23 protein-coding genes, 1 tRNA gene and 1 CRISPR repeat array are annotated in these 26637 nt (G+C 61.8%); of the genes, 17 read left to right on the forward strand and 7 right to left on the reverse strand.

Annotated elements, in window-relative coordinates; translation table 11 throughout:
* Positions 1 to 87: 87 nt before the first annotated feature.
* From SSPSH_RS14870 to SSPSH_RS14885, 4 genes are all read left to right on the forward strand, one after another.
* Entirely contained in the window at positions 88 to 1305 is a 1218-nt protein-coding gene (locus SSPSH_RS14870; protein WP_006915332.1) for a CaiB/BaiF CoA transferase family protein, read from the forward strand.
* Between the two features lie 16 nt (positions 1306 to 1321).
* Positions 1322 to 1786: a MaoC family dehydratase gene (locus SSPSH_RS14875; RefSeq protein ID WP_006915330.1), complete on the forward strand. Its 465-nt coding sequence runs from the start codon at positions 1322 to 1324 to the stop codon at positions 1784 to 1786.
* Complete coding sequence (locus tag SSPSH_RS14880) at positions 1783 to 2688, forward strand: HpcH/HpaI aldolase/citrate lyase family protein (RefSeq protein WP_006915328.1); 906 nt, start codon at positions 1783 to 1785, stop codon at positions 2686 to 2688. The genes SSPSH_RS14875 and SSPSH_RS14880 overlap by 4 nt, the downstream gene beginning before the upstream one ends.
* Before the next feature lie 467 nt (positions 2689 to 3155).
* The gene (locus SSPSH_RS14885; protein WP_006915326.1) at positions 3156 to 4718 is read left to right on the forward strand and encodes a class I adenylate-forming enzyme family protein; all 1563 of its coding nucleotides are present in this window, start codon (positions 3156 to 3158) and stop codon (positions 4716 to 4718) included.
* Between the two features lie 210 nt (positions 4719 to 4928).
* Here the strand turns inward: SSPSH_RS14885 and SSPSH_RS14890 are convergent, their stop codons facing one another.
* From SSPSH_RS14890 to SSPSH_RS14910, 5 genes are all read right to left on the reverse strand, one after another.
* Positions 4929 to 5573, reverse strand: coding sequence for a hypothetical protein (locus SSPSH_RS14890; protein WP_006915324.1), 645 nt, complete (start codon positions 5571 to 5573; stop codon positions 4929 to 4931).
* On the reverse strand, positions 5573 to 9484 hold the full coding sequence (purL, locus tag SSPSH_RS14895) for a phosphoribosylformylglycinamidine synthase (protein WP_006915322.1): 3912 nt from the start codon (positions 9482 to 9484) through the stop codon (positions 5573 to 5575). Before purL ends, SSPSH_RS14890 begins: the two co-directional genes overlap by 1 nt.
* Positions 9460 to 10248: an MBL fold metallo-hydrolase gene (locus SSPSH_RS14900; RefSeq protein WP_006915320.1), complete on the reverse strand. Its 789-nt coding sequence runs from the start codon at positions 10246 to 10248 to the stop codon at positions 9460 to 9462. The genes purL and SSPSH_RS14900 overlap by 25 nt, the downstream gene beginning before the upstream one ends.
* Before the next feature lie 22 nt (positions 10249 to 10270).
* The gene (locus tag SSPSH_RS14905) at positions 10271 to 10630 is read right to left on the reverse strand and encodes a DUF1820 family protein (RefSeq protein WP_006915318.1); all 360 of its coding nucleotides are present in this window, start codon (positions 10628 to 10630) and stop codon (positions 10271 to 10273) included.
* Between the two features lie 28 nt (positions 10631 to 10658).
* Positions 10659 to 10750 (reverse strand) — tRNA-Ser (locus SSPSH_RS14910).
* A 180-nt stretch (positions 10751 to 10930) separates the two neighbouring features.
* Here SSPSH_RS14910 and mltF point away from each other — a divergent pair.
* Positions 10931 to 12409: a membrane-bound lytic murein transglycosylase MltF gene (mltF, locus tag SSPSH_RS14915; protein ID WP_006915316.1), complete on the forward strand. Its 1479-nt coding sequence runs from the start codon at positions 10931 to 10933 to the stop codon at positions 12407 to 12409.
* Positions 12410 to 12610: 201 nt separating this feature from the next.
* Here the strand turns inward: mltF and SSPSH_RS14920 are convergent, their stop codons facing one another.
* Complete coding sequence (locus tag SSPSH_RS14920; RefSeq protein WP_006915313.1) at positions 12611 to 13240, reverse strand: phosphoadenosine phosphosulfate reductase domain-containing protein; 630 nt, start codon at positions 13238 to 13240, stop codon at positions 12611 to 12613.
* Between the two features lie 243 nt (positions 13241 to 13483).
* Between SSPSH_RS14920 and ettA the strand changes: the two genes are divergently transcribed.
* Positions 13484 to 15145: an energy-dependent translational throttle protein EttA gene (ettA, locus tag SSPSH_RS14925; protein WP_006915309.1), complete on the forward strand. Its 1662-nt coding sequence runs from the start codon at positions 13484 to 13486 to the stop codon at positions 15143 to 15145.
* A 99-nt stretch (positions 15146 to 15244) separates the two neighbouring features.
* Here the strand turns inward: ettA and SSPSH_RS14930 are convergent, their stop codons facing one another.
* Complete coding sequence (locus SSPSH_RS14930; RefSeq protein ID WP_006915308.1) at positions 15245 to 15454, reverse strand: hypothetical protein; 210 nt, start codon at positions 15452 to 15454, stop codon at positions 15245 to 15247.
* A 230-nt stretch (positions 15455 to 15684) separates the two neighbouring features.
* Here SSPSH_RS14930 and SSPSH_RS14935 point away from each other — a divergent pair, with 230 nt between their 5' ends.
* The 11 genes from SSPSH_RS14935 (at position 15685) to cas2 (ending at position 26015) form a co-directional block, all read left to right on the forward strand.
* Positions 15685 to 16440, forward strand: a complete 756-nt coding sequence (locus SSPSH_RS14935; protein WP_006915307.1) for an SRPBCC family protein — start codon at positions 15685 to 15687, stop codon at positions 16438 to 16440.
* Positions 16437 to 17618 carry a zinc-dependent alcohol dehydrogenase gene (locus SSPSH_RS14940; protein ID WP_006915306.1) on the forward strand — a complete coding sequence of 394 codons (1182 nt, stop codon included), beginning with the start codon at positions 16437 to 16439 and terminating at the stop codon, positions 17616 to 17618. Before SSPSH_RS14935 ends, SSPSH_RS14940 begins: the two co-directional genes overlap by 4 nt.
* Positions 17619 to 17785: 167 nt before the next feature.
* Entirely contained in the window at positions 17786 to 17971 is a 186-nt protein-coding gene (locus tag SSPSH_RS14945) for a hypothetical protein (RefSeq protein WP_006915305.1), read from the forward strand.
* A 110-nt stretch (positions 17972 to 18081) separates the two neighbouring features.
* On the forward strand, positions 18082 to 18270 hold the full coding sequence (locus SSPSH_RS19940; RefSeq protein WP_202962187.1) for a type II toxin-antitoxin system RelE/ParE family toxin: 189 nt from the start codon (positions 18082 to 18084) through the stop codon (positions 18268 to 18270).
* 105 nt (positions 18271 to 18375) lie between these two features.
* On the forward strand, positions 18376 to 20643 hold the full coding sequence (locus SSPSH_RS14950) for a CRISPR-associated helicase/endonuclease Cas3 (RefSeq protein ID WP_006915304.1): 2268 nt from the start codon (positions 18376 to 18378) through the stop codon (positions 20641 to 20643).
* Between the two features lie 28 nt (positions 20644 to 20671).
* On the forward strand, positions 20672 to 21340 hold the full coding sequence (gene cas5c, locus SSPSH_RS14955; RefSeq protein ID WP_006915303.1) for a type I-C CRISPR-associated protein Cas5c: 669 nt from the start codon (positions 20672 to 20674) through the stop codon (positions 21338 to 21340).
* The gene (cas8c, locus tag SSPSH_RS14960) at positions 21337 to 23163 is read left to right on the forward strand and encodes a type I-C CRISPR-associated protein Cas8c/Csd1 (protein WP_021031848.1); all 1827 of its coding nucleotides are present in this window, start codon (positions 21337 to 21339) and stop codon (positions 23161 to 23163) included. Before cas5c ends, cas8c begins: the two co-directional genes overlap by 4 nt.
* Entirely contained in the window at positions 23160 to 24029 is an 870-nt protein-coding gene (gene cas7c, locus SSPSH_RS14965) for a type I-C CRISPR-associated protein Cas7/Csd2 (RefSeq protein ID WP_006915299.1), read from the forward strand. The genes cas8c and cas7c overlap by 4 nt, the downstream gene beginning before the upstream one ends.
* 7 nt (positions 24030 to 24036) lie before the next feature.
* On the forward strand, positions 24037 to 24672 hold the full coding sequence (cas4, locus tag SSPSH_RS14970; protein WP_006915298.1) for a CRISPR-associated protein Cas4: 636 nt from the start codon (positions 24037 to 24039) through the stop codon (positions 24670 to 24672).
* A complete protein-coding gene (gene cas1c, locus SSPSH_RS14975; RefSeq protein ID WP_006915297.1) occupies positions 24669 to 25709 on the forward strand; it encodes a type I-C CRISPR-associated endonuclease Cas1c in 1041 nt (346 codons plus the stop codon). Before cas4 ends, cas1c begins: the two co-directional genes overlap by 4 nt.
* 15 nt (positions 25710 to 25724) lie before the next feature.
* Positions 25725 to 26015 carry a CRISPR-associated endonuclease Cas2 gene (cas2, locus tag SSPSH_RS14980; protein ID WP_006915296.1) on the forward strand — a complete coding sequence of 97 codons (291 nt, stop codon included), beginning with the start codon at positions 25725 to 25727 and terminating at the stop codon, positions 26013 to 26015.
* A gap of 194 nt (positions 26016 to 26209) precedes the next feature.
* Positions 26210 to 26582: a CRISPR direct-repeat array (repeat unit 34 nt; unit sequence GTCGCGGCCCCGCGCGGGCCGCGCGGATAGAAAC).
* Positions 26583 to 26637: the final 55 nt, after the last annotated feature.

Below are 26637 nucleotides of genomic sequence, written 5' to 3' on the forward strand. Positions count from 1 at the left end.
TCGTGCAAGACTCGGCGGCGAAACAGACCAGCGTGCGGCCGGATATCTGATCGCCGCCGGGTCCGACCGAATCGCAGGGATTGTCGAATGTTCGAATTGTTGAAAGGCATCACCGTGCTCGACCTGAGCACGGTCGTGTTCGGCCCGTTCGCATCGCAGATGCTTGCCGATTTCGGGGCCGATGTGATCAAGATCGAATCGCCGGACGGCGATATCTTTCGAGCAGCCGCACCGGCACGCAGCCCACGTATGGGCGCCGGTTATCTCAATCTCAATCGCAACAAACGCTCGCTATCGCTCGATCTCAAGAGCGCCGAGGGGCGCGCGATGCTCGATCGGCTGGTCGCGGATGCAGACGTGTTCCTGCACAACATGCGTCCGAAGGCGATCGAGCGCCTCGATCTGGGCTATGAACGTCTCGCTGCACTCAACGAACGCCTGATCTATTGCGCGGCCGTCGGTTTCGGCAGCGATGGCCCCTATGCGAACGACCCGGCCTACGATGATGTAATCCAGTCGATGACCGGCTTTGCCTCGATGAATATCGACCCCGCGGCCGAGCCACAACTGCTACCAACGATTCTCACCGACAAGGTCGCCGGGTTGTATGCGCTGGCCGGTATTCTCGGTGCCCTGCTTTCGCGCGAGCGCACCGGCCGCGGGATGGCGGTCGAAGCCGCGATGTTCGAGAGTCTGGCGTCGTTCATGCTCGTCGAGCATCTGTCCGGGCATGTATTCGAACCGGCCGAAGGCACGCTGCGCTATGACCGGCTCACCTCGCCGCATCGCCGGCCGCACCGTACCGCCGACGGCTATATTGCTGCGCTGCCGTATTCGACCCGCCATTGGGTGAAGTTCCTGCGTCTGATCGGCCGCAACGATCTCGCCGACGCCGACTGGGTATGCGACGCATCACGACGCAGCGAACGGATCGGCGAGCTTTATGCGGTACTCGCCGAAGCCACGCCGGCACGCACGTCAGCCGAATGGCTGACCGAGTTCAGACGGCTCGACATACCCTGCGGGCCGGTCAATCGACTCGAGGATCTGCTCGATGACCCGCATCTGGCTGCCGTGGATTTCTTCCAGCGGGTCGATCACCCCACCGAAGGCGCGATCAATACCGTACGCCAGCCGCTACGATTTCTGGGCGCGCCTTCCCATACCGACATACCGGCACCGCGTCTGGGCGTCGACGGCCGCAAGGTACTGCATGAATACGGTATGGACGATGCCACTATCGATAATCTGGTCGCGGCCGGTGCGCTATATCTGCCGCAAGAACACGACAGCAGTCACGAATAATTCAAAGGAGAGTCCCATGCCCGGTCTTTATTTCGAGCAGTTCCACGAGGGCCAGCGCTTCGAACACGAACTTACCCGAACCGTGACCGAAGCAGACAACATGTGGTTCTGCGGCATGACCATGAACCCGCAGCCGCTGCATATCGACCGTGATTTCGCGGCGCAGACGGAATTCGGCCAGCCGCTGGTGAACAGCCTGTTCACGCTCGGCCTGATGATCGGCATTTCGGTGAACGACACAACGCTGGGCACGACCGTGGCCAACCTCGGCATGAGTGACACCCGGTTTCCAGCGCCGCTGTTTCATGGCGATACCGTGAATGTGGTCACGGAAGTCGCCGGCCTGCGTGAAAGCCGCTCACGTCCGGAGGTCGGCATCGTCGACTTCATCCATCGCGCGTTCAAGCAGGACGGCACCGAGGTCGCCAACTGCCGGCGCCAGGCGATGATGCGCCGTGCGCCCACGCAGGCATCGGCATGAACACGCCCGTGTCTGGCCCGCGGTCTTATCTTTTCGTTCCCGGCGATTCGGCGCACAAGATGGACAAGGCGATCGATTCGCCCGCGGACGCGCTGATTCTGGATCTGGAAGATTCTGTCGCCCCCAGCCGCAAGCGCGAAGCTTTGACTACTACGGTCGAATTTCTTCAGTCACGCGAGGCGCAACCGACCGGCCCGGCGCTGTGGGTACGGGTGAATGCCAGCGATCCGGCCCTCGCCCTGGCCGAGCTCGCGGCCCTGCCGCTGGCCCGCGTTGCCGGTATTGTCCATCCCAAGCTGGAATGCCATAGCCAGCTTGAACGTATGAGTGCCTGGCTGGACGCGCTGGAAGCACGCGACGCGCTGGGCCACGATCCGATCGGCATCGTCGGCATCATCACCGAAAGCCCGGCGGCGGTCGTCGGCGAGCAGGCAGCCAGCCTGGCACGCGGCCATACACGGCTACGCGGTTATAGTTGGGGCATGGAGGATATGTCGGCGGCTCTGGCGCGACCGCCGATTGCCGGCACAACCGACGCGCATGCCGCACTCACAGCCGCCATGCAGCGCCACTGTTTGCTCATGGCCGCGGCGGCCGATGTCGAGCCCATCGACGCGATCAGCGCCAACTTTCGTGATCTCGATGCTCTGGAACACGAATGCGACTACGCCCGCGACCTCGGCTTTACCGCGAAGATGGCCATCCACCCGGCCCAGCTCGACACTCTACACCGCGGCCTCGCGCCGAGTGTGGCCGCCCTGGATTGGGCATCGCGAGTTCAGGCACTGGTCGATGAAAATCCCGATACGGCGGCTTTTCAACTCGACGGCCGCATGGTCGACCAACCGCATTTCGCTGTAGCCCGCCGTATCCTCGCCCTTGCGCGCGGATCGTCGGCATAGCGCCACGCGCGAATCGAATCGCTGACGTCTGGGTTTCACTCGACTTCGCTCGCGGAGGAATCTTGTCCGCAAATGAACGCGAAGAAACGCTAATGCAAGTCAGCGACACGCGGCGTGGTATCGCCGTGACGGCCACACAGACGGCGGTATTCCGCGCGGCGGTACCGGCGTGGCGCTTGAAACAGCGATGCTGCCAAGCCTGCCAACGCCGAGTGACATTCGCGTTCATTGGCGTTTATGCGCGGACACATCTTGTGACGCAACGCCTTCCCTGTATGGCTATGCAAATGAACCACGCTTCGTTTGCGGACCAATCGCTGACCTGCTGCGCTGCGAGTCCGTCACACCGCGCACCAGGATGAAACGCCATTTCATTCCAATTGCGACCGCGTTTGCGGCGTGTAAGACTTCGCAGCGAAAAGATTAAAACGTCGGCAATGATCGGCGTGCTTGCACGAGGAGAGTTTATGTCCAGTTACGCCCCGACCACGGCCATCGACGAATTCGGCACCCTGCCCGGCCGTGTGCATGAACACGCGAGCGCCCGGCCCGACGCCGTTACGCTGATCGACGCCGAAAACAGCGTTACGTACGGTGAACTGGACGGGCTTGTCGATCGTGCGGTCGCCGCGCTCCAGCGCGACGGCTTCACGCCGGGCGACGTCGTCGCCCTGTGCGCCGCGAACAGCATCGACTATGTCGTGGTCATGCTCGCCGCACTACGCGCCGGCGGCTCGTTTGCGCCGCTGGCGCCGTCGAGTACCGCCGAGGCCCTCGGCCTAATGCTCGACAACAGCGGCGCGCGCTTCGCCTTCGTCGACGACTATGGCCGCAATGCCCAGCCTGCACTCGCCGAGCGCGTACAGATCCAGCCAGTGGGCATTAACAGCGAAACGGCCTATACCCCATTCAGCCGCTGGCTGGCCGATGAGAGCGCCGTACCCGAGCCGATCGAGCCCGACCCGGACACGATCTTCAACATCATCTATTCCTCCGGCACCACCGGCGCGCCCAAGGGCATCGTGCACACCAACCGCCTGCGCTGGCCGCAGATCGCCGGCGGCGTGGTCAAGCTCTACGACGAATCCTCGGTCACGCTGGTCTCCACCCCGCTGTATTCGAACACCACGCTGGTGAGTTTCATGCCGGCGCTGGCGGCCGGCGGCACGCTGGTACTGATGCCCAAATTCGATGCCGCACGCTTTCTGGCCCTGGCCGAACAGCACCGCGTTACCCATGCCATGCTCGTGCCCGTGCAGTATCGGCGGCTGCTCGATCACCCGGATTTCGATCGTACCGACCTGTCCAGCTTTCAAGTCAAATGCTGCACCAGTTCGCCGTTCGGCGCCGAACTCAAGGCCGAGGTGCTCGAACGCTGGCCGGGCGGTCTGCTCGAGTTCTATGGCATGACCGAAGGCGGCGGCAGCTGCATGCTGGTCGCCGACGAACACCCCGACAAACTGCATACCGTCGGTCAGCCCATGCCGGGCCACGAGCTGCGCATCATCAACGAGCAAGGCGTGGAGATCGAACGCACCCGCGTCGGGGAAATCGTCGGCCATTCCGGTTTCATCATGCGCGGCTATCACGGCGACGCCGAACGTACCCGTGCCACCGAATGGTACGAGCCCGACACCGGCGCGCGCTTCATCCGCACCGGCGATATCGGCTACTTCGACGAGGACGGCTTTCTATCCATCGTCGGCCGGGCCAAGGAGACGATCATCTCCGGCGGCTTCAATATCTTCCCCAGCGATATCGAGGCGGTGCTGCGTGAAAACGAAGCGTTGGCCGATGTGGCCGTGTTCGGTGTCGAGAGCGCGCAATGGGGCGAAACGCCGGTCGCGTTCGTTACCCTGGCAGCGGGCGCGAATATGGACGCCGAAACAATTAAGGCCTGGGCCAACGAACGCCTGGGCAAGTTTCAGCGCTTGAACGACACGCGCGTGGTCGACGCGATCCCGCGTAACGCCATCGGCAAGGTATCGCGCAAGGATCTTCGTAACTTATATGACGGAAACACAGAATGAACTTAGTGACTTCCAAATAATTGCTGGACTGGGCGCCACTAGCCCGATCTGACGGTCCATGACCAGCCGCTGAATTCATGTTCCGTAATTAATGTGCGCGTACGTACGGCTCCACAAACCGTTGAACACCCGTGCCCAAATATTGGGGCAAGTTCAAACACGCACGCTACGATTTTCAACCAACCCGAAATTCAGACGCGCCAAGTCACTCTAAGAATAGTAGCCTTTCTTAAGATCATCTAAACTAAAATCCTTGGCCTTGATCACAATTTCGTCAATCTGTTGCTGTAAGCTCTGTACGAATTTCAAATAGTTTTTGTGTTGCTCGCCTAGTATATCTAGCGTTGGGGCCGCGCTATTTTCGCGGTGGTAATGGATATGCCACCTAGCTACTTGGGCAGTTTTATAAGCTGCGGTGATCATACTTCCGTATATTTCCACCAGCTCGTTCGTACGAGCGATTGTGATTGCCCCCACATACTCTTCAATGGATTTTTCTATAAAACTTTCTATTTTTTTCGACTTTTCATTCAGATCATCCACGGCACTGTGGATCATTTGAAATGATATGCGTTGCTCCCTATTCAGATGGCGGAACGCGCTATGAAAATATTCGCTGAAGTATGTATTAGGTATCGCCCTAAATGAGGCAGGCTCTATAGATCTATGTGAATAAAATTGAAGATGTCTCGACAATATAAGTACCGTTCTCTCAAGCTGTTTTTCGATATCCTCCAACTCAAGTAACAAGTCTTTTTTATATATATAGCCCGCCCGGAAATTTTTGCTCACCTCAGTGAGCTGCGATAACAACCAACCGAAAGCTACCGCTATTAGGGCGATGGCGAAATCCATCAGCCGACGAAACGCCGTGCGTTGCCGAACAGACGCGCCCAGGGGCTCAGCTCGCCCCAGCCACGCGGTGCCCAGGACAGATTCACGCTGCGCGTGACGCGCTCGGGGTGCGGCATGGTGATGAACACACGGCCATCAGCGTTGCACAAACCGGTCACACCCTGCGGCGAGCCGTTCGGATTGGCCGGATACGAAGTCGCCACCGCACCACGCCCATCGACATAGCGCATGCCGACCTGCCCGTTCGCGGCCAGCATGTCCAGATCATTGGGATCAGCGAATTCGGCACGGCCTTCGCCGTGGGCCACGGCAATCGGGACCCGCGTACCGGCCATGCCGTCGAGCAGAATCGCCTTGGATTGCAGAATCTCCACGCCGCTGGTCCGCCCTTCGAACTGGCGCGACGCATTGGCCACGAACCGGGGCCAGGCCTCGGTGCCGGGAATGATCTCGGCGAGTGCGGCGAGCATCTGGCAGCCGTTGCATACGCCCAGCGTGAACGTCTCGTCGCGTTCGAAGAAGTCGGCAAAGGCCGCCCGTGCACCGGCGTTGAACAGAATCGATTTGGCCCAGCCCTGGCCGGCGCCGAGCACGTCGCCGTAGGAAAAGCCGCCACAGGCGGCCAGGCCCTGCATATCGGACAGATCGCGACCGGCCGCGATTTCGCTCATATGCACATCGACGGCCTCGAACCCGGCCCGCGAAAAGGCCCAGGCCATTTCGTTATGGCCGTTCACGCCCTGCTCGCGCAGAATCGCCACCCGCGGGCGTGTCGTGTTCACGAACGGCGCGGCCGGGTCTTCGCTCAGATCGAACGACGGCTCGGCGACCAACCCCGGATCGCCGTCGTCCAGCAGAGCATCAAACGCCTGCTGTGCGCTGTCGGGATCGTCGCGCAGTGCGGCCATGGCATGGCTGGTCGCCGCCCAGCTGCGTTCGAGCGCGGCGCGGGTGTTTTCGTAGATCGTGCTGCCGGCATGGCGTACCACAAGCCCCGGCTCGGCGGTGACCGTGCCGATCTTATGCGCGGTCAAACCCGCGGCACGCAGTTCGCCCACGACCACCGAGGCATCGTCTGCGCCGACCTGTAGCACCGCACCCAGCTCTTCGTTGAACAGCGCGGCCAAGACGTCATCGCCCAGGTCGTCGAGCGCGATATGCGCGCCTACCCGACCGGCGAACACCATTTCGGCGAGACAGGCCAGCAGGCCCCCATCACTACGGTCGTGATAGGCCTTGATCCGGTTCTCGCCGGCCAGGCGCTGAACGACGGCGAAGAACTGGCGCAGCTGTTTGGGCCGATCCAGGTCGGGGGTGACGTTGCCAAGGGCGCCATACGCCTGGGCAAAAGCCGAACCGCCCAAACGATTCTTGCCGTTGCCCAGATCGGCGAGTACGAGCGCGGTCTTGGCCTGGCTGGGTGCCAAAAGCTGCGGCGTGAGCGTGGCACGCGCCGCACTCACCGGCGCGAACGCCGAGGCAATCAATGACAGCGGCGCGCTCATGCGCCGCTCGTTGCCGTCGTCGTCGCGCCAGACGCTGCGCATGGACAGCGAATCCTTGCCCACCGGAATCGCAAGACCCAGTTCGCTGCAAAGCTGTTCGCCCACGGCCTGGACGGTGTCGTAGAGCCGCGCGTCTTCACCCGGCTCGCCGCAGGCCGCCATCCAGTTGGCGGACAGGCGGATATCGGTGAGCTTGTCGATACGTGCCGCGGCGATATTGGTCACCGCCTCGGCCACGGCCATCCGGCCGGACGCGGCGGCATCGATCAGGGCCAACGGCGTACGTTCGCCCATGGCCATCGCCTCGCCGGTGTCGCCGGTATAAGCGGTGGTGGTAACGGCCACATCGGCGACCGGCACCTGCCAGGGGCCGACCATCTGATCGCGTGCGGTCATACCGCCCACGCTGCGATCGCCAATGGTAATCAGGAACGATTTGCTGGCCACACTGGGCACGCGCAGCACGCGCTCGACGGCCTCGGCAACGTCGATCGCGCTGTGATCCCAGGCGGGCAAATCGAGCGGCTGGTGTTCGACATCGCGCTGCATCTGCGGCGTGCGCCCGAGCAGCACGCCCATGGGCATGTCCACCGGATAGCGCGCATCATCGCGGTCGGCTTCTTCGTCTTCGACGGTCAGCTGGGGCTCGGCGGTGGCGGTGCCGACCACGGCATAGGGGCAACGCTCGCGGGCACAGAGCGCTTCGAACGCATCGAGCCGGTCGGCCGCGATCGCGAGCACGTAGCGCTCCTGCGATTCGTTGCACCAGATTTCCATCGGCGACAGGCTCACATCCGCCGCGTCCACGTCGCGCAGGCGGATACGCCCGCCGCGATCGTCGGCGTCGATGATTTCGGGCAGCGCATTGGACAGCCCGCCCGCGCCCACGTCGTGAATCGAGGCGATCGGGTTGCCCTCGCCCAGCGCGATACAGCCCTCGACGACTTCCTGGCAGCGGCGCTCCATTTCCGGATTAGCGCGCTGTACGGAGGCGAAATCGAGTTCGGCCGAGGACGTGCCGCTCGCCATCGACGAGGCCGCCCCGCCGCCGAGACCGATGAGCATGGCCGGGCCGCCGAGCACGATCAGCGCGGCATCGACCGGCACCGCATGCTTTTCCACGTCGCCGGGCCGGACGTTGCCCATGCCGCCGGCGATCATGATCGGCTTGTGATAGCCGCGCAGGCCGGTTTCTTCCGACTGGTACTGGAAGCTGCGGAAATAGCCGCCCAGCGCCGGACGGCCGAACTCGTTGTTGTAGCGCGCCGCGCCAATCGGGCCTTCGAGCATGATGTCGAGCGGCGTGGCGACCTGTGGCGGCCGGCTGTCGTCGGTTTCCCAGGGCTGGATATCGTTCGGCAGGCGCAGATCCGATACCGAGAAACCGCTCAAACCGGCCTTGGGCTTGCCGCCCCGGCCGGTCGCGGCCTCGTCACGAATCTCGCCGCCCGCGCCCGTCGCCGCACCGGGATTGGGGGCGATCGCGGTCGGGTGGTTATGGGTCTCCACCTTCATCAGGATATGCACGGGTTCTTCGTGCAAGCGATAGACGCGATCCGCGCCGACCAGCTGGCGGGTCGCGCTATGGCCTTCGATGACCGCGGCGTTATCGCGATAGGCGGAAAGCACGCCCTCGGGGCGGGCGCGGTGCGAGTCGCGAATCATGTCGAACAGCGACTTGGCGCGGGTCTCGCCGTCGACAGTGAATTCGGCGTTGAAGATCTTGTGCCGGCAGTGCTCGGAGTTGATCTGGCCGAACATCATCAGCTCGACGTCGGTCGGGTCGCGATCGAGCGCGCGGTATTGCTCGGCGAGGTATTCGATTTCCTCGTCGGCCAGCGCCAGACCCCAGTCGCGATTGGCAGACTGCAGTGCGGTGACGCCCTCGGCCGCCAGCGGCACACGGCGCAGACCGCGCCGGGCGAGCGTATCGAACAACCGCGGCAGGCGTTCGGCATTGGGCAGCAGCGACTGCGTCATCGGATCGTGCAGCACGCCGCTTTGCGCCAGGGCCTCGAAATCCGGTGCGCTGCCGAACGAGAACACCACACCGCGTTCCAGGCGCGAAAGCGCATCCAGACCGCTGTTGCGCGCAATATCCTCAGCCTTGGTGGACCAGGGCGAGACCGTGCCCAGGCGTGGAATCGCGATCACGCCGTCGGGCATGTCGTCGCCCGCATCGACACCCACCAACGCCCGCAGGCGCGCATGGTCGTCATCACTGGGCGTGCGCTTGAACGCCGCGACGAATACTTCGCGGGCCACCAGGCTGGCTACGTCGATGCCCGCGCCGGACAGACCACCGCGCAGACGTTCGAGTTCGAATTCCGCCAACGCCGGCTTACCGACGATGATTTCCACGGCAGCGATCGCGTGTTCGCCTACCGGTTGACCAGACTGCGCCACGACAGACCCTCGCTTTGATTAGCCACATGCACCCAGTCGGCCGTGGTCGACAGCGCTTGGGCAAGCGCCGCCTGGGCCAGTTCTGGGCGGTTGTTGGATTCACTGATATGCGCCACGACCAGCTGCTGCAGGCTCGTGGCATCGATTTGTGTGAGCAGTTCGGCGGCCTGGTTGTTGCTCAGATGCCCGAGCTTGCCGGCCACACGCCGCTTGAGCGATGCCGGATACGGGCCCATGGCCAGCAGTTCCGGGTCGTGGTTGCATTCGAGCACCAGCGCATCGCAGGCATCGACCATCTCGCGCACATGCGGCGTCGCGTAGCCGATATCGGACAGAATGCCCAGCCGCTTGTCGCCGTTGCCCACCACCAGCTGCGCGGGTTCGCGCGCGTCGTGGGGGACCGGATAAGGAAACAGTTCGAGATCGCCAATCGCGAACGGTTCGTGCGGGGAATACAGCTCGGTCGTCGCGAGTACATCGGTCGCCTTGGCCGCCTGGGTACCGGGCGTGAGCCACACCGGGATGTTGTGGCGGCGCGAAAAACGCGACACGCCACGCCAGTGGTCGTCGTGCTCGTGAGTGATGACCAGCGCATCGATATCCGCCGGCGTGAGCTCCAGGCGCGCCAGCCGGCGCTCCATTTCTCGCGCAGAAAAGCCGCAATCGATCAGCAACCGGGTGTTGGCGTATTCGACGACCAGCGCATTGCCCTTGCTGCCGCTGCCCAGCAGCGCGAAACGCATGCTTGCGTTGGCCTGGCTCATACGCGCTTCACGAGATGCCGCACTAGCGATTGCCCTGACCACCGCCGCCGGGGCCCTGGCGTGTATAAACAGGGAACGGACGCACTTTGCTATCGCTATCGGCCGGCGTGACCTTGGCCGTGCCGCGGCGGGTGACCTCGTCGATACGGATCACCGAATGCATGGGGATATAGGAGCGCTCGACGTCGGCGAACTCGTTGGCGAGCTTTTCCTCGGCCGGGTCGATGACCACCGACGAGCGCTCGCCGAAGACGAGCTTTTCGATTTCGACGAACCCGAACAGCGCGCCCTGGGACACCGAGCGCGCGAATACTTCGTAGACTTCACCCTGGTTGAAGAAGGCCACGCGGTAGAGACGCTGCTTGGAGTCTGCTGACGACATGGCAGGGCCGGTCCAGGGGGTCAAAAGATGGCGGAGAGGGTGGGATTCGAACCCACGTGGGGCGGTTAGCCCCCAACCGATTTCGAGTCGGTGCCGTTATGACCGCTTCGGTACCTCTCCTGAAACTCGTTCAGCCTGCTGGCGCTTTAGCGGGGTACGCTGGCCGCCGGCTTATTGCGAAGTCGCGTATGTTAAATGATTAAGACGGCTTTCCCAAGACTTGTGTGCAAGATAGCCTGATGCCATGACCACGATTTCGTCCCGACGCCCCTCCTGGCGCCTAATGCGGTGCTGCGCGCAATGAGCGGATTGCGCGAATTGCTGCGCCTCCTGCAGCTGATTACGATCGCCGCGCTGACGCTGGGGCTGGCAACGTGCATCGAACGCCCCGGCCTGCTCGAACAAATCGACACGCTCGGCACGCTGCGCGTGGCCACGGTCAACTCGGCCACCACCTACTATCTGGACGCCGATGGCCCCACCGGTTTCGAATACGATCTGATCCGCGAGTTCGCGCAGTCGCTTGGGCTGCGCTTCGATATGGTCGTCATGCCAGACCAGCAGGCCGTGATCGACGCGGTCGCCTCCGGGCATGCGCATATCGGCGTAGGCGTCGCGGTCAGCGAGCCGCGCCGGGAAAAAGCGCGCTTCACGCCCCCCTACGATGAAGCCAAGCTGGAAGTGGTCTATCGCGTCTACAAACATAAACCCAGGAAACTCGCCGACCTGTCCGGCGATCTGGTGTTACCGGCGCATACGGCGTTTGCCGATTGGCTGCGCGCGAATCGACCGGATATCGAATTCACGGTCGACGAGCAGGCCAATACCGAAGAACTGATGGACCGGGTGGCCGCCGGCGATCTCGCGGCGACGATCGCAAGCGCGGACATCGTCGACATGAACCAGCGCTACTACCCCAACCTGCGCGTGGCATTCAGCCTCGACGAGGTACGCCAACATACGGCCTGGGCCATGCCGGGTCGGGGCGACATGGGCGGCGACAACACGCTCTATAACGAAGCGATCGCCTTTCTCGAGCAGGTCAAGGAAAACGGCCGCCTGCATATTCTGCGTGATCGTTACTTCGGCCACGTCAAACGGTTGGGTTTTGTGGGCGGGCACGAGTTCGCCCGCCAGGTCGATAACCGCCTGCACCTGTGGGAAGACTATTTCAAGCGCGCCGGCGAGGAATACGGCCTGGACTGGCGCCTGCTCGCCGCGATCGGCTATCAGGAGTCCCACTGGGACAAGAACGCGGTCAGCCCCACGACCGTGCGCGGCATCATGATGCTTACACGCGCCGCCGCATCCGACATGAACGTCACCAACCGGCGCGATCCGGCCCAGAGCATCGACGGCGGTGCACGCTATTTCGTACGCATGCTCGAACGCATGCCCGAAGAGATCCAGCAGCCCGACCGGACATGGTTCGCTTTGGCCGCCTACAACATCGGCTACGGGCACGTAATGGACGCACGCCGCCTGCTCGAAGATCGCGGACGCGACCCGAATCTGTGGGTGAACCTACGCGATGCGCTGCCCTGGCTCACCCAGGAACGCTATATTTCCGAGACCCGCTATGGCTACGCGCGCGGGCATGAAGCCGCCACGTATGTGGGCAATATCCGGGCCTATTTCGACATCCTCACCTGGATGACCAACAACCGTACCGCACAGGAACCACCGGCACTGGACGAAGGCAAGTCGCCCACCGCCCCCGAAAGCGAGACCGCGGTAGAGAACACGGCGACGATCTCGATCGATTCGCCTGCGTTCTGATCGCTTGCAGACGACAGTCCGCAAATGGACGCGACGAAACGCGTAGACGCACGAAAGACGGATTAGCTGACGGAATCGGCGCGTCAACACACGTGCCGGTTCGTATCCCTGATCGAGTGCGCACAAAAAAGGCCGCAGGCGAAACGCCTGCGACCTTTTTCGTTGTGCGCCGCTAGTACAGCGGCACTTTAAAAGACCCGACTATGCCGTAAAGCGGTTATGCAGGCCGCATTCGCGGTTGCCCAGCACCTTGGTCGGATCGTAGTAGTTGGTTTCGTTGGGCAGGCCGTGCTTCTCGCGATAGGCCGCCATGTCGTCGGCGGTCCATTCCAGCACCGGCGCGACCTTGACCACGCCGCCCGGCTTGTCCTGGGAGACGATATCCATGTTCTTGCGGAATTCGGTCTGATCGCGACGTACCGCGGTCAGCCACACATCCGGCGCCATCGCTTCCATGGCCCGGCCGAAGGGCTCCAGCTTGACCTGACGGGTGAATTCTTCGTGCTGCGGATCATCCACATCCGGAATGCCCATCAGCGCATCGCGGCGCGCCGCCGAGGACAGCGGGTTGAACACGTGAATATTCAGCTTGAGGTCTTCGATGAGCTTTTCGGCGAACAGGTACGTCTTGCGCGTGGCATAGCCGGAATCGATCCAGACCACGTCCATATCCGGCTGGACCTGGGTCGCCAGATGCAGGATCACCGCCTCGTCCGGGCCGAAGTTGGTGGTGACGATGGTCTTGCCACTGAGGCCCACCGCCCATTCGACGATTTCCTTGGGATGCTTGCCGGCGAGTTCGGCATTGGCTTTGGCGACATCGACTTGCATGCTGCTACCTCGTTTGAATTGGTTCGCGCGACTCACGCCACGAGCGGCGCATCGCAGCGCGCGACTACGAATGGCGCTTATGATAAGCGTGATTGCGTTATTTTAAAGACGCTTTCTTAGACTGATCCGGAATAAGGATATTTGCCCGGACACATAATCCTCGCGCGATTGCGCTGATTCGGCATTCAGTCGCACCGCGTGTTGGCTTACACTGACGACCCTTTGACACAGGCCCGCGAAACCATGGCTCAGTACATCTACACGATGAACGGCGTCGGCAAGGTCGTGCCGCCGAAAAAACATATCCTTCGGGATATCTATCTGTCCTTCTACCCGGGCGCCAAGATCGGCGTGCTCGGCTACAACGGCGCCGGCAAGTCCACGCTGCTGCGCATCATGGCCGGTATCGATACCGAGATCGAAGGCGAGGCGCGGCCGATGCCCGGCATCAATATCGGCTATCTGCCGCAGGAGCCGCAGCTGGACGAATCCAAGGACGTACGCGGCAACGTCATGGAAGGCCTGGGCAATATCGCCGACAAGCTGGCCCGCTTCAACGAAATCAGCGAAGCCTTCGCCGACCCGGACGCCGACTTCGATGCCCTGCTCACCGAACAGGCCGAGCTGCAGGAAGCCATCGACGCCGCCGACGGCTGGGAGATCAACAACACGCTGGATCGTGCCGGTGAAGCCCTCAACCTGCCGCCGTGGGACGCCGACGTATCCAAGCTCTCGGGCGGCGAGCGCCGTCGTGTGGCGCTGTGCCGACTGCTGCTGTCCAAGCCGGACATGCTCCTGCTCGACGAGCCCACCAACCATCTCGACGCGGAATCCGTGTCCTGGCTTGAACGCTTTTTGAAGGACTTCCCGGGCACGGTCGTGGCTGTGACCCATGATCGCTATTTCCTGGACAACGTCGCCGGCTGGATTCTGGAACTTGACCGCGGCCACGGCATTCCCTACGAGGGCAACTATTCCTCCTGGCTGGAACAGAAGGAAAAGCGCCTCGAACAGGAGCAGAAATCCGAAGACGCGCACCAGAAAGCCATCAAGGCCGAGCTGGAATGGGTACGCTCGAACGCCAAGGGCCGCCAGTCCAAGTCCAAAGCGCGCCTGAAGCAGTTCGAGGAACTGCAGTCCAAGGAATATCAGAAGCGCAGCGAGACCAACGAAATCTATATCCCGCCGGGGCCGCGCCTGGGCGATCTCGTGTTCGAGATGAACAACGTCACCAAGTCCTATGGCGACCGTACGCTCTATGAAGATGTCTCGCTGAAGGTGCCGCAAGGCGCGATCGTGGGCATCATCGGCCCCAACGGCGCGGGCAAGACGACGCTGTTTCGTATGCTCAACGGCGAAGAAGAGCCGGATTCGGGTGAAATCCGCGTAGGCGATACGGTCGACCTGGCCTATGTGACCCAGTCCCGAGAAGAGCTCAACTCCGACAAGACCGTCTGGCAGGAAGTCTCCAACGAGCAGGATATCCTGCAGATTGGCAACTACGAGATTCCGTCGCGGGCCTATATCGGGCGCTTCAACTTCAAGGGCTCGGATCAGCAAAAGCGCGTATCCGAACTCTCCGGTGGTGAACGCAACCGCCTCCAACTGGCCAAGCTGTTGCAGAAAGGCGGCAACACCCTGCTGCTCGACGAACCGACGAACGATCTGGACGTGGAAACCCTGCGTGCGCTCGAAGAAGCGCTCTTGCAGTTCCCGGGCGCGGTGCTGGTGATTTCGCATGATCGCTGGTTCCTCGACCGTATCGCCACGCATATCCTGGCGTTCGAGGACGACGACGTCGTGTTCCTGGAAGGCAATTACCAGGACTACGAAGCCGACCGCAAGCGCCGGCTGGGCAGCGCCTCGGAAGGCTCGGCCAAGGCCAAGCACCGCAAGCTGGCCTGATAGCCCGCTGCCTCGACGGCACGAAAAAAGCCCCGGTCGATTATTCGGCCGGGGCTTTTTCGTTCTCGGCTTCAGGCGGACGGCAGAAGCCGGGGCGCGTCAGTCGAACAGCGAGCGCAGGGAAGCGCGAACCCGCTCGAAAAGCGAGCGCCGTCTGCGCGGCGCCGGGCCATAGTGAAGCAGCGCGCCGAGTACGACCGCCGTACCCACCACCGCTGCGCCGGTAATCACCGGATGCCGACAAACTTCATCCACGACGCGCGATGCAGTCAGCGGCCGGCCGTTGCGGCGTTCGAGTCCCGTATCCATAACCTCTCCAGAGCTCTTCAGAGCCTTTGCAAAATCGGCGGGCCCACCGGCCAGCCAGCACCCGGCAAGCCGTGGCCGCCCGTATTCGAGTGATTCGACCGACGCGTGAGTCAGTCGAACCCTAGCCGAGTGTAACCCCGGCCACGCCGAAATCATGTCAGGACTTCCACCGACGCGTTCTCATGCGCAGCGCGCTACATTGAGGCTCGCCAATCGCATGGAGCGCGCGCATGACCTCACACCGGCCGATCGACTATCGCAGCAACGACGATTCACATCTGGACAGTGCAAGAGAGCGCGAAAAACAGCGCGCACTGGCGCTGGCCGCAAGCGTGGGTTCGCTCATGGTGGGCATGCGTCGCGGCGGCCTCTCCGGTCTGGTGCTGGGCGCGTTCAGTGGTTATCTGGCCTATCGCGCCTCGACCGGGCGCGGGCTCAAGGGCACCGGCCGCTCGCTCATGCAAGGCGCCGAGCGCACCCTGACCGGCCATCGAGCCGGGCCGCTCGAACTGTCGGCGGCCGTCACCATCGCCCGCCCGAGCGAAGAGCTGTATGCGTACTGGCGCGATTTCACCCGCTTGCCCGCGATCATGACCTCCATTACCGCAGTCGAGAATCTGGCTGACGGCCGCTCGCGCTGGCAAGCGGAAACACCCCTGGGCGGCACCTACGAATGGGAGGCCGAAATCGTCGAGGACGTGCCCGGCGAACGGATCGTCTGGCGCAGTCTCGAAGGCGCTGATGTGCCCCAGACCGGCGAGATTCGGTTCGTCGAGGCGCCGGGCGGACGCGGCACCCAGGTCGAACTCAAGCTACGCTACGAGTTGCCGCACGGCCTGCTGGCCGCCGCCCCGCTGGGGTTCGTCAACGCCCTGTCGCGCGAAGCGGTGCGCGAGGATCTGCGTCACTTCAAACAGGTGATGGAAGCCGGCGAAGTACCCACCGGCGCAATTCATGTCTCGACCCGAGAAGGAGTGGCCCGATGAAAGCCGTATGCTGGCACGGCGCGCAGGACATGCGCGTGGATAACGTGGCCGATCCGCAGATTCTCAATCCGCGCGATGCCATTATCAAGATCACCTCGACCGCGATTTGCGGCTCTGACCTGCATCTCTACGGCGGTTTCATGCCCGGTATGCAGGCCGGCGATATCGTCGGCCACGAATTCATGGGCGAAGTCGTCGAGCTGGGGTCAGCGGTCACCAATCTGTCGATCGGCAATCGCGTGGTCGTACCGTTCACCATCGCCTGCGGCCAGTGTTTCTTCTGCGACAGCGGCTACCACTCGCTGTGCGACAACTCCAACCCGAACGCGGGCATAGCAGAAAAGATGTGGGGCCAGTCGCCTTCCGGGCTGTTCGGTTATACCCATATCCTCGGCGGCTATGCGGGCGGCCAGGCGGAGTATGTGCGCGTGCCCTATGCCGACGTCGGCCCGATGGTCGTACCGGAATCGGTGTCCGACGAACAGGCGTTGTTTCTCACCGATATCTTTCCCACCGGCTATCAGGCCATCGCCCAGTGCGATATGCAGCCCGGCGATACGGTGGCCATCTGGGGCTGCGGCCCGGTGGGCCAGTTCGCCATCGCCAGCGCCAAAATGCTCGGCGCGGCCCGTGTGATCGCCATCGACACCGTCAACGAACGCCTCGACATGGCCGCCAGGCAACACGGCGCGGAAACGCTCAACCCACGCGACGTCGGCAATACGTTGCAGATCGTCGAAGCCCTGCGCGACATGACCGCCGGGCGCGGACCGGACATCTGCGTGGACGCGGTCGGCCTGGAAGCCCACGGCGTGGGTCCCGAATACTGGTACGACAACATCAAGCAAAGCCTGCAGATGGAAACCGCGCGCCCGATCGTGCTTCGCCAGGCGATCATGGCCTGCCGCAAGGCCGGCACGGTATCCATTCCCGGCGTCTACGGCGGCATCGCCGACAAGATCCCAATCGGCGCACTGATGAACAAGGCGCTCACTATCAAGACCGGTCAGACCCATGTACAGCACTATCTCAAGCCGTTGATGGACCACGTCGAGCGCGGTGATATCGACCCGAGCTTCGTGATCACCCACCGCATGCGCCTGGATCAGGCGCCCGAGGCCTACGACATGTTTCAGGCCCGGCGCGACAACTGCATCAAGGTGGTCATGCAGCCTTGAGCCCGATCAGCGGTCGCGGGCTCTGGTCGAGCGGCGACGCGGATTTTAATTTAGACGCTGCTTCGACAAAACCGGCCCGGCCACGTAATTTCACCCCATCAGTACGCGTTATGTTATCCGTTGCTAGGAGTTAAACTGCTCGTCGAGATTCAATACCGGAGTGTGCAATGGCCACCGCTAAAGAAGACCTAGAGCAATTCCTTGCAGCGCAACCGGCCGATACCTCTAAGGAAGAGCTGATACGCGAGCTTGCTTTCGAGTTGATGGTGCAGCGGGGAATAGCCGATTCCGATGACGGCAAAACGATATCGAACGATGAAATGCAGCATCGGATCAAGTTTTGGCAACAATAAACTGGACGCGCGAAGCCGGGCTTTGGCTACGTGATATCTACGACTACATATCGCAAGATAACCCATCGGCCGCAGCGTCGGTCGTCAATGGGATATATTAACGAGCGCAAGTGCTGATATCGCACCCAGAAATTGGGCATAGATACGAAAGAGTAGAAAACCGAGATATTCGGATTCTGCTGTACGGTCACTATCGAATCGTTTATTTGATCAAGCACAATGGCGATATCGACATATTAGGCGTCTTTCATGGCGCCATGCAGACCAGCCGGTATTTATTCGATGGGAATAGAGCATAACGAGGCGCTGCAGTTGACCGCCCAAAGCGCTGCCGCGCTTCGGGTTCTCTCCGCGGCCTTCGGCTGCTCCGGTGGCAACTGAGCGTTGGCGATAGGGGGACTGGCGTGTTCTATGCGCATTCCACGGAGTGCAGCGATGCCCGCGACTGGCAGGGACTGGCGGACCATCTACAGGCCGTAGCCGATCTGGCAGCCAAGCGCGCAGCACGCTTTGGCTGGGAGAATGCCGGGCGCGCGGCAGGGCTTCTGCACGATCTGGGCAAATACAGCCCGGCTTTCCAGCGACGCCTGAGCGGCAGTGGCGAACGCGTCGACCATTCCACGGCCGGCGCACTCGAAGCAAAGACACGTTTCCCCGACGGCCTCGGTCATCTGCTGGCTTATGCGATTGCAGGCCATCATGCGGGCCTGGCCAACGGACGGGATGCGGGCACGCGCACCCCGCTGTCCGATCGCCTGGTCGCCGATCTACCCACCTTGAGTAGTCGTTGGCGCGAAGAACTCGTGCTACCAGACTCTTTACATCCAGACGGCGCCTTTCATCAACGGCGCGACCGCCCCTTTTTCCAGATGGCGTTTCTCACGCGCATGCTTTTTTCATGCCTTGTGGACGCCGATTTCATCGAAACCGAGACGTTCTATACCGTCGTGGCGGGCGATGCACCGCCCGAGCGCGGCAACCCGACGTCCCTGTCCACGTTGCGCGACGCTCTGAATACCCATCTGGACGAACTAGCGGCCAAAGCACGTAAAAGCCCGGTCAACGAACGACGCGCCGACATTCTCCACCACGTACGGGCGGCGGCCCCGGAGCCGCCCGGCCACTTCAGCCTTACCGTACCCACGGGCGGTGGCAAAACGCTGGCATCACTGGCCTTCGCCCTCGACCATGCCATCGCCCACGGCATGGATCGCGTGATCTATGTGATTCCGTTCACCAGCATCGTCGAACAGAACGCAGCCGTTTTTCGCGACGCCCTCGGCGCGTTCGGCGAGGACGCCGTACTCGAACACCATAGCGCCTTCGACGACGACAGCCGCCGCGGCCGCCAAGATCGCCACAGCCGCGACAAGCTCAAGCGCGCCAGCGAAAACTGGGATATGCCGATCGTGGTCACCACGGCCGTGCAATTCTTCGAAAGCCTGTTCGCCGCGAAAACATCGAAAGCACGCAAATTGCACAACATCGCAAACAGCGTCGTGGTTCTTGACGAAGCACAGACGATGCCGCTGGCCTTGCTGCGGCCCAGCGTGGCCGCGCTCGACGAGCTGGCGCTCAACTATCGCGCCAGCATCGTACTGTGTACAGCCACCCAACCGGCGCTCGAAGAAACCGACAATCCCGCACACAGTTTTGCCGGCGGGCTCCGTGATGTGCGCGAGCTGGCACCCGATCCCCACAGCCTCGCCCAGCAGTTCGAGCGCGTGACGGTTCGCCATATCGGTACGCTCGACGATGATGGCTTGACCGAAGAATTACTCGATTGCGAACAGGTACTGTGTATCGTCAATAACCGTCGGCACGCGCGTGCGTTGTACGAATCCATCGCCGACTCGCCCGGCGCCTATCACCTGACCACGGCGATGTGTGCCGTACATCGACGCCAGATTCTGGCCGAAATCCGCGAGGTGCTTGCCTCCGGCTCGCCCTGTCGCGTGGTGTCGACCTCGCTCATCGAAGCCGGTGTCGATATCGATTTTCCGCGGGTGCTGCGTGCCGAGGCCGGTCTGGACTCGATCGCCCAGGCCGCCGGACGTTGCAACCGGGAAGGCCGACGCGAAAGCGACCAAAGCGAAGTCCGTATTTTCGCGACGGCCAACCAAGACTGGGCGCCGCCGCCGGAACTCAAACAGTTCGCCCAGGCCACGCGCGCAGTCCTGCGCGCCCATGGCGAAGCCCCGCTCGCGCCAGCCGCTATCACTGCCTACTTCCGACTGCTCTACTGGCAGAAAGGCCCACAAGAACTCGACAAGCACGACCTACTCGGCCAGATCGAAACCGCCCAGCTGGACGGTTTGCCGTTCGACATGCTGGAACAGAAGTACCGACTGATCGAAAACACGCAACGATCGGTGATCATTCCCTACGACGACCGGGCCCGCCGCGCGATCGCTGATCTGTCGCATGCCGAGCGCGTTGGCGGCATTGCGCGCACGCTACAGCCCTACACGGTGCAGGTGCCGATCAAGGGCTTTCACGCACTTGAACAGGCCGGCGTTATCGCGGCCATCGAGCCGGATCGGTTCGGCGATCAATTCGTCTTACTGATCGACGAGCACCCAAGTGAACTCAACACAAATAGCTACGATCCGAATATGGGGCTGAACTGGTCCGATCCGACCTATCGCTCGGCGGAGTCCAATCTCTGGTAGGGTCGAGAAAAATGCTCGGGGGAGCACGATGAGCTTTGGGATACGGCTACATGTCTGGGGCGAGCGGGCCTGTTTCACCCGTCCGGAACTCAAGACCGAGCGTTTTTCCTACGACGTGATCACGCCGTCTGCAGCGCGCGGCATTCTGGAGGCAATCCACTGGAAGCCTGCGATTCGCTGGTGCATCGACCGTATCCATGTGCTCAAGCCGATTCGCTTCGAGTCCATACGTCGCAACGAAGTCGCCGGCAAGACGCCGAAAGGCCATATCAGCAAGGCCATGAAGAATGGCCGCACCGACGAACTGCGCTACTACGTCGATACCAACCGGCAGCAGCGGGCCTCGACCATTCTGCGCGACGTCGGTTACGTCATTGAAGCGCACTTCGAATTCACATCCCGGGCCGATAACAGCGACAGCGCCGGCAAGCATCTGGACATCTTTAACCGCCGTGCGCGGCAGGGCCAGTGCTTTCATATGCCGTGTCTCGGCACACGGGAATTTCCAGCCGCCTTCCAATTGGTCGAATCGGACGACGCCATGCCCGAAGTCGATACCGCGCTGGCCGGCGAACGGCAATTCGGCCTCATGCTCCACGATATCGATTTTGCCAATGGCAAGACGCCGCGCTTCTTTCGCGCGAGCATGGTCGATGGGGTGATCGAGGTGCCGCCGTTCGCCGAGGCGCTCGCATGATCCTGACCGCCCTGAACGACTATTACCAGCGGCTGGCAGCAGCCGGACAAGTGCCAACTGCCGGCTTCAGCCGACAGAACGTCAGTTACGCGCTGGTGTTTTCTCAAGATGGCAGACCGCTCGCCCTCGATGACATCCGAGACATATCGGCTAAAAAGCCGAGGGCCTCATCTCATATCGTTCCTTTCGACAAAGCTAGAACCAGCGGACCGCATGCCTATCCTCTCTGGGACAAAACCGCCTACGCTTTAGGAGTAACTGCGGAAAAAAGAGACGACGTCGCAAAACAAAGTGAGGAATTGAACGCTCGTTTTGCTCTTTTCAAAGAGCGACAACAAACCCTATTTGGGTCGAGCGACGATCCAGAGTTGAATGCGTTTTTACGTCTCGTTGAGACATGGCGTCCATCCCAGTTGGATCAGCTGCCCGGCTATAACGACGAGGTGCTAGACGCGAACGTTGTCTTTCGACTGGAGGGCAAACGTCACTATCTGCACGAAAATAACGCCGCGCGCGCTATCTGGATTCAGTCTTTGCAAGACACCGAGGGTGTTTTGGGGCGCTGCTCAGTGACCGGAGAAATCCAAGATCTCGGACACAACCATCCTCCGATCAAAGGCGTCAACGGCTCGAAATCTCAAGGCGCCTCGCTGGTTTCCTTCAATGCCGATGCCTACGAATCTTATGGGCACAAGAAACACGCGAATGCCTCGATTTCCAAGCATGCGATCTTCGGTTACACAACCGCTCTTAATCACTTGCTGCGTACTAATAAGGACAATCATCAGCGCCTGACCATCGGCGATGCGACGGTCGTATTCTGGGCCCAGGCCGCCGACACCTCCCGGGCCGAGGCAGCCGAAATGTTTTTCAAGGCGCTCAACGAGCCGCCGACCGACGCACAGGAAGCCGCGCGACTGGGTTCCGCGCTCGCGCAGGTTGCCAATGGGACGGCGCTGTCCGAAACCGATCTGGGTCTGGCCGGCGACACCCAGTTCTTTGTGCTCGGCCTGGCGCCCAATGCCGCGCGGTTGTCGGTGCGCTTCTGGTGCGTGAACACGTTGGAACAACTAACCCGTCACTTCGCTCGCCATCGCCAGGACCTCATGTTGGATCCGCTGCCCTGGAAAGGCGCCCTACCGCCGATCTGGCGTCTGCTGTATGCCGTTGCCCCCAGCCGCGACGGCCGCGCCAAGGCAGAGGACATTCCGCCGCATCTGGCTGGCGAGATCGCCCGGGCCATATTCACCGGGCAACGCTACCCGCAGTCGCTACTGTCTAATCTCGTCATGCGTTTTCGAAACGACGGCGATATCAGCGGCATTCGGATCGCACTATGCAAGGCCGTGCTCACACGAAACGCGCGCCTGGCGGCCGGACAACAATCACCAATCGAGGAGATGCCCGTGAGTCTCGACCCGCATTCCACTCACCCCGGCTATCTGCTGGGCCGGCTGTTCGCCGAACTGGAAAATGCCCAGGCCCGGGCGATCCCGAACACCAACGCCACGATTGCCGATCGTTACTACGGCGCGGCGTCGGCCACACCGGCCAGCGTATTCCCGCTGCTATTGCGCAACGTCAAGAATCATCTGGCCAAGCTGCGCAAGGGCAATGAAAAAGACCAGGCAATCGCCGGCGCTATCTCGCGCAGTATCCGCGAGATCGTCGATGGCCTGGACGAGCGGCTACCGAAGAGCCTGAAGATTGAGGATCAGGGCCGATTCGCGATCGGCTACTACCACCAGACCCAGGCGCGCTTTAACAAGAAAAAGCCCAGCGAAAATACCGAGACGCCAGAGGACCAGGGAGACGCGCAATGACCGCCATCGCCAACCGCTATGAATTCGTGCTGCTGTTCGACGTAACCAACGGCAACCCCAACGGCGACCCCGACGCCGGCAACATGCCGCGGCTGGATCCGGAAACCAATCAGGGGCTGGTCACCGACGTCTGCCTCAAGCGCAAGATCCGTAACTACGTGGAACTCGAACAGGAGGACACGCCCGGTTACGCGATCTACATGCAGGAAAAATCGGTCCTCAACGACCAGCACAAGAAGGCTTACAACGCACTCGATATCAAGCCAGAACCCAAGAAGCTCCCAAAGGACGTTGCCAAGGCACGCGAACTGACCGCCTGGATGTGTGGCAATTTCTTCGACGTGCGGACGTTCGGTGCCGTCATGACCACCGAGGTCAACTCGGGCCAGGTACGCGGGCCAGTTCAGATGGCCTTTGCCAATTCCATCGACCCGGTCGTGCCCATGGAGGTGTCGATCACCCGAATGGCCGTCACCAATGAAAAGGATCTCGAGAAAGAACGCACCATGGGCCGTAAACATATCGTGCCCTATGGCCTCTATCGCGCGCATGGCTATGTATCGGCCAAGCTGGCCGAGCGTACCGGGTTTTCCGACGACGACCTGGGCCTGCTCTGGCGTGCGCTAATCAACATGTTCGAGCATGATCGTTCGGCCGCGCGCGGCGAAATGTCGGCACGCAAACTCATCGTGTTCAAGCACGACAATGCCCTGGGCAACGCTCCGGCGCATACGCTATTCGACCGAGTTCACGTCGGTCGCGTCGAAGGCGAAGCCAATACGCCGGCTCGTCACTATGCCGATTACACCGTGACCATCGACCGCGATAATTTGCCCGACGGCGTTGCAGTCGAGGAAATGCTCTAGTTGAGCCATGAGCGAAACGGGCATCACCGTGCCGATCTCGGCGCTGCAGCACTATCTGTACTGTGACCGCCAGTGCGCGCTCATCCATATCGAGCGCATCTGGCAGGAAAACCGTCATACCGCCGAAGGCCGGCTACTGCACGAACGCGCGGACCGCTACGGGCACGAACAACGCCGCGGCGTGCACACCGCCATGGCGTTGCCGCTGGCGCACGAAACATTGGGCCTGATCGGCTATGCCGATGTCGTCGAGTTCGATGACACGAGCGAACAGCCTATCGTCCGACCGATCGAGTACAAACGCGGTCGGCCCAAGGCCCATCGCGCCGACGAAGTACAGTTGTGCGCCCAAGCACTCTGTCTGGAAGAAATGCTCGGGGTCACGATCGAAAACGGCGCGCTTTTCTATGGCCAGACCAAGCGCCGTAAAGACATCGTCTTCGACTCCGCGCTACGCACGCTTACCGAAAACACTGCCTACGAAACGTCCCAATTGCTTGCCCAAGGCAAAACACCCCGCGCGATCTACGACGCAAAAAAATGCGATCGCTGCTCGCTGATCGACGATTGCCGGCCAAGGGCCATGTCCGCGCATAAAAGCGTCGCCCATTGGCTGTCTGAGCAGCTAACGCCGCGCCCATGAGAAAGCTACTCAACACACTTTACGTAACGAGCGACGGTGCCTGGCTCAAGAAGGACGGCGCCAATATCGTCATGATGATCGAAGGCAAAGAGCGCGGCCGCCTGCCCGCCCATATGCTCGAATCCCTGGTGTGTTTTGGGCGCACGCTGGTGTCCCCGCCGCTCATGGCGTATTGCTGCGAACAAGGCATCGCGATCAGCTACTTCACGCCGAACGGCCGATTCCAGGCACGTGTCGAAGGTCCGGTCTCCGGTAACGTACTGCTGAGACGCGCCCAGTACCGCGCAACCGATGACCCGAGCACATGCGTGCCCGTCATCCGCAATCTGTTGATCGGCAAGATTCATAACCAGCGTGCGGTTGCGCACCGACAAAGACGCGATCGGGCCAAACAGCTAAGCGACAATCAGCGCAAGGCACTCGACACAACAATCCGCACGCTTGAGCGCATCAGAAACAAACTACTCGATGCTCAAGATGCGGATGTGTTGCGCGGGTTCGAAGGCGAAGCCGCCCAGCGCTACTTCGCCAGCTTTCCAGCGCTGATCAATCGTGACGACCCCGCGTTCGAATTTTCCGGGCGCAATCGGCGGCCGCCACGCGATCGGGTCAATGCCGCGCTCTCGTTCGTCTACACCCTACTCACACACGACTGTCGCTCCGCGCTTGAACAGACTGGCCTGGATACGGCGGTCGGCTTTCTGCACCGCGACCGGCCCGGGCGCCCCAGCCTGGCGCTCGATCTCGCCGAAGAGTTTCGTCCGCTGATTGCCGACCGTCTCGTGCTCACGCTAATCAACCGGCGCCAGCTCAAGGCGCGCGACTTCTCCGTTGCGGAAAGCGGCGCAGTGCTGCTCACCGAAGACGGACGTAAAACCGTGCTCACGGCCTACCAGGAACGCAAACGCGAAGAGCTCGTCCATCCGTTTCTAGACGAGCGCGTACCGCTCGGACTCGTACCCAGCATCCAGGCCCAGTTGCTCGCCCGCCACCTACGCGGCGACCTCGACGCCTACCCACCGTTCATCCGCGGGTAAAGGAGCAATCTCCAGATGATGGTACTCGTGAGCTACGACGTCGCCGTAACCAGCAGCGACGGCCCACGGCGATTGCGCCGCGTCGGTAAAGCCTGCCTGGATTACGGGCAACGCGTACAGTATTCGGTATTTGAAATCGAAGTCGAACCCGACCAATGGGTCAAACTCAAAAGCCGTCTGTGCGATATCATCGACGAAGAAACCGACAGCCTGCGCTTCTACTTCCTTGGGCGCGAATGGCAACGCCGTGTCGAACATGTCGGCGCCAAACCGGTACGCGATCTCAACGCACCGCTTATTCTCTGAGCCTGCACCTGCACCGTGCGCGCGAACCCCAAGCGTACCCAGTAACCCCGGCAGGTTCGCCGATCTTTAAAAAGCTGAAAAACAATTCGTTATGCGACAAGCGGTCGCATAACCGGCGAAATTCGTTCAATATCGCCGCGGTTCGCACAAAGACAGGTTCTAACGCATTAGAAACAGTCGCTTGGACGGACCGAGTCGCGGCCCCGCGCGGGCCGCGCGGATAGAAACATCGTCGATGCTGCGCCAGTGACCCGGCTTGGCGTCGCGGCCCCGCGCGGGCCGCGCGGATAGAAACAAATCGCTATACGCGCACCAGCTCCGTTGTTCGAGTCGCGGCCCCGCGCGGGCCGCGCGGATAGAAACATCGTCGATGCTGCGCCAGTGACCCGGCTTGGCGTCGCGGCCCCGCGCGGGCCGCGCGGATAGAAACGGCTTAAAGCCGATCACATCCTTGCAACGAACGCGGTCGCGGCCCCGCGCGGGCCGCGCGGATAGAAACTCTTTGCTGTCGCAGTCTGGCCACCCGACGACCGGTCGCGGCCCCGCGCGGGCCGCGCGGATAGAAACATCATCGCCACGGGTGCCGGAATTACCGGCAAGAGGTCGCGGCCCCGCGCGGGCC

Source organism: Salinisphaera shabanensis E1L3A (assembly GCF_000215955.2).
Taxonomy (GTDB): Bacteria; Pseudomonadota; Gammaproteobacteria; order Nevskiales; family Salinisphaeraceae; genus Salinisphaera; species Salinisphaera shabanensis.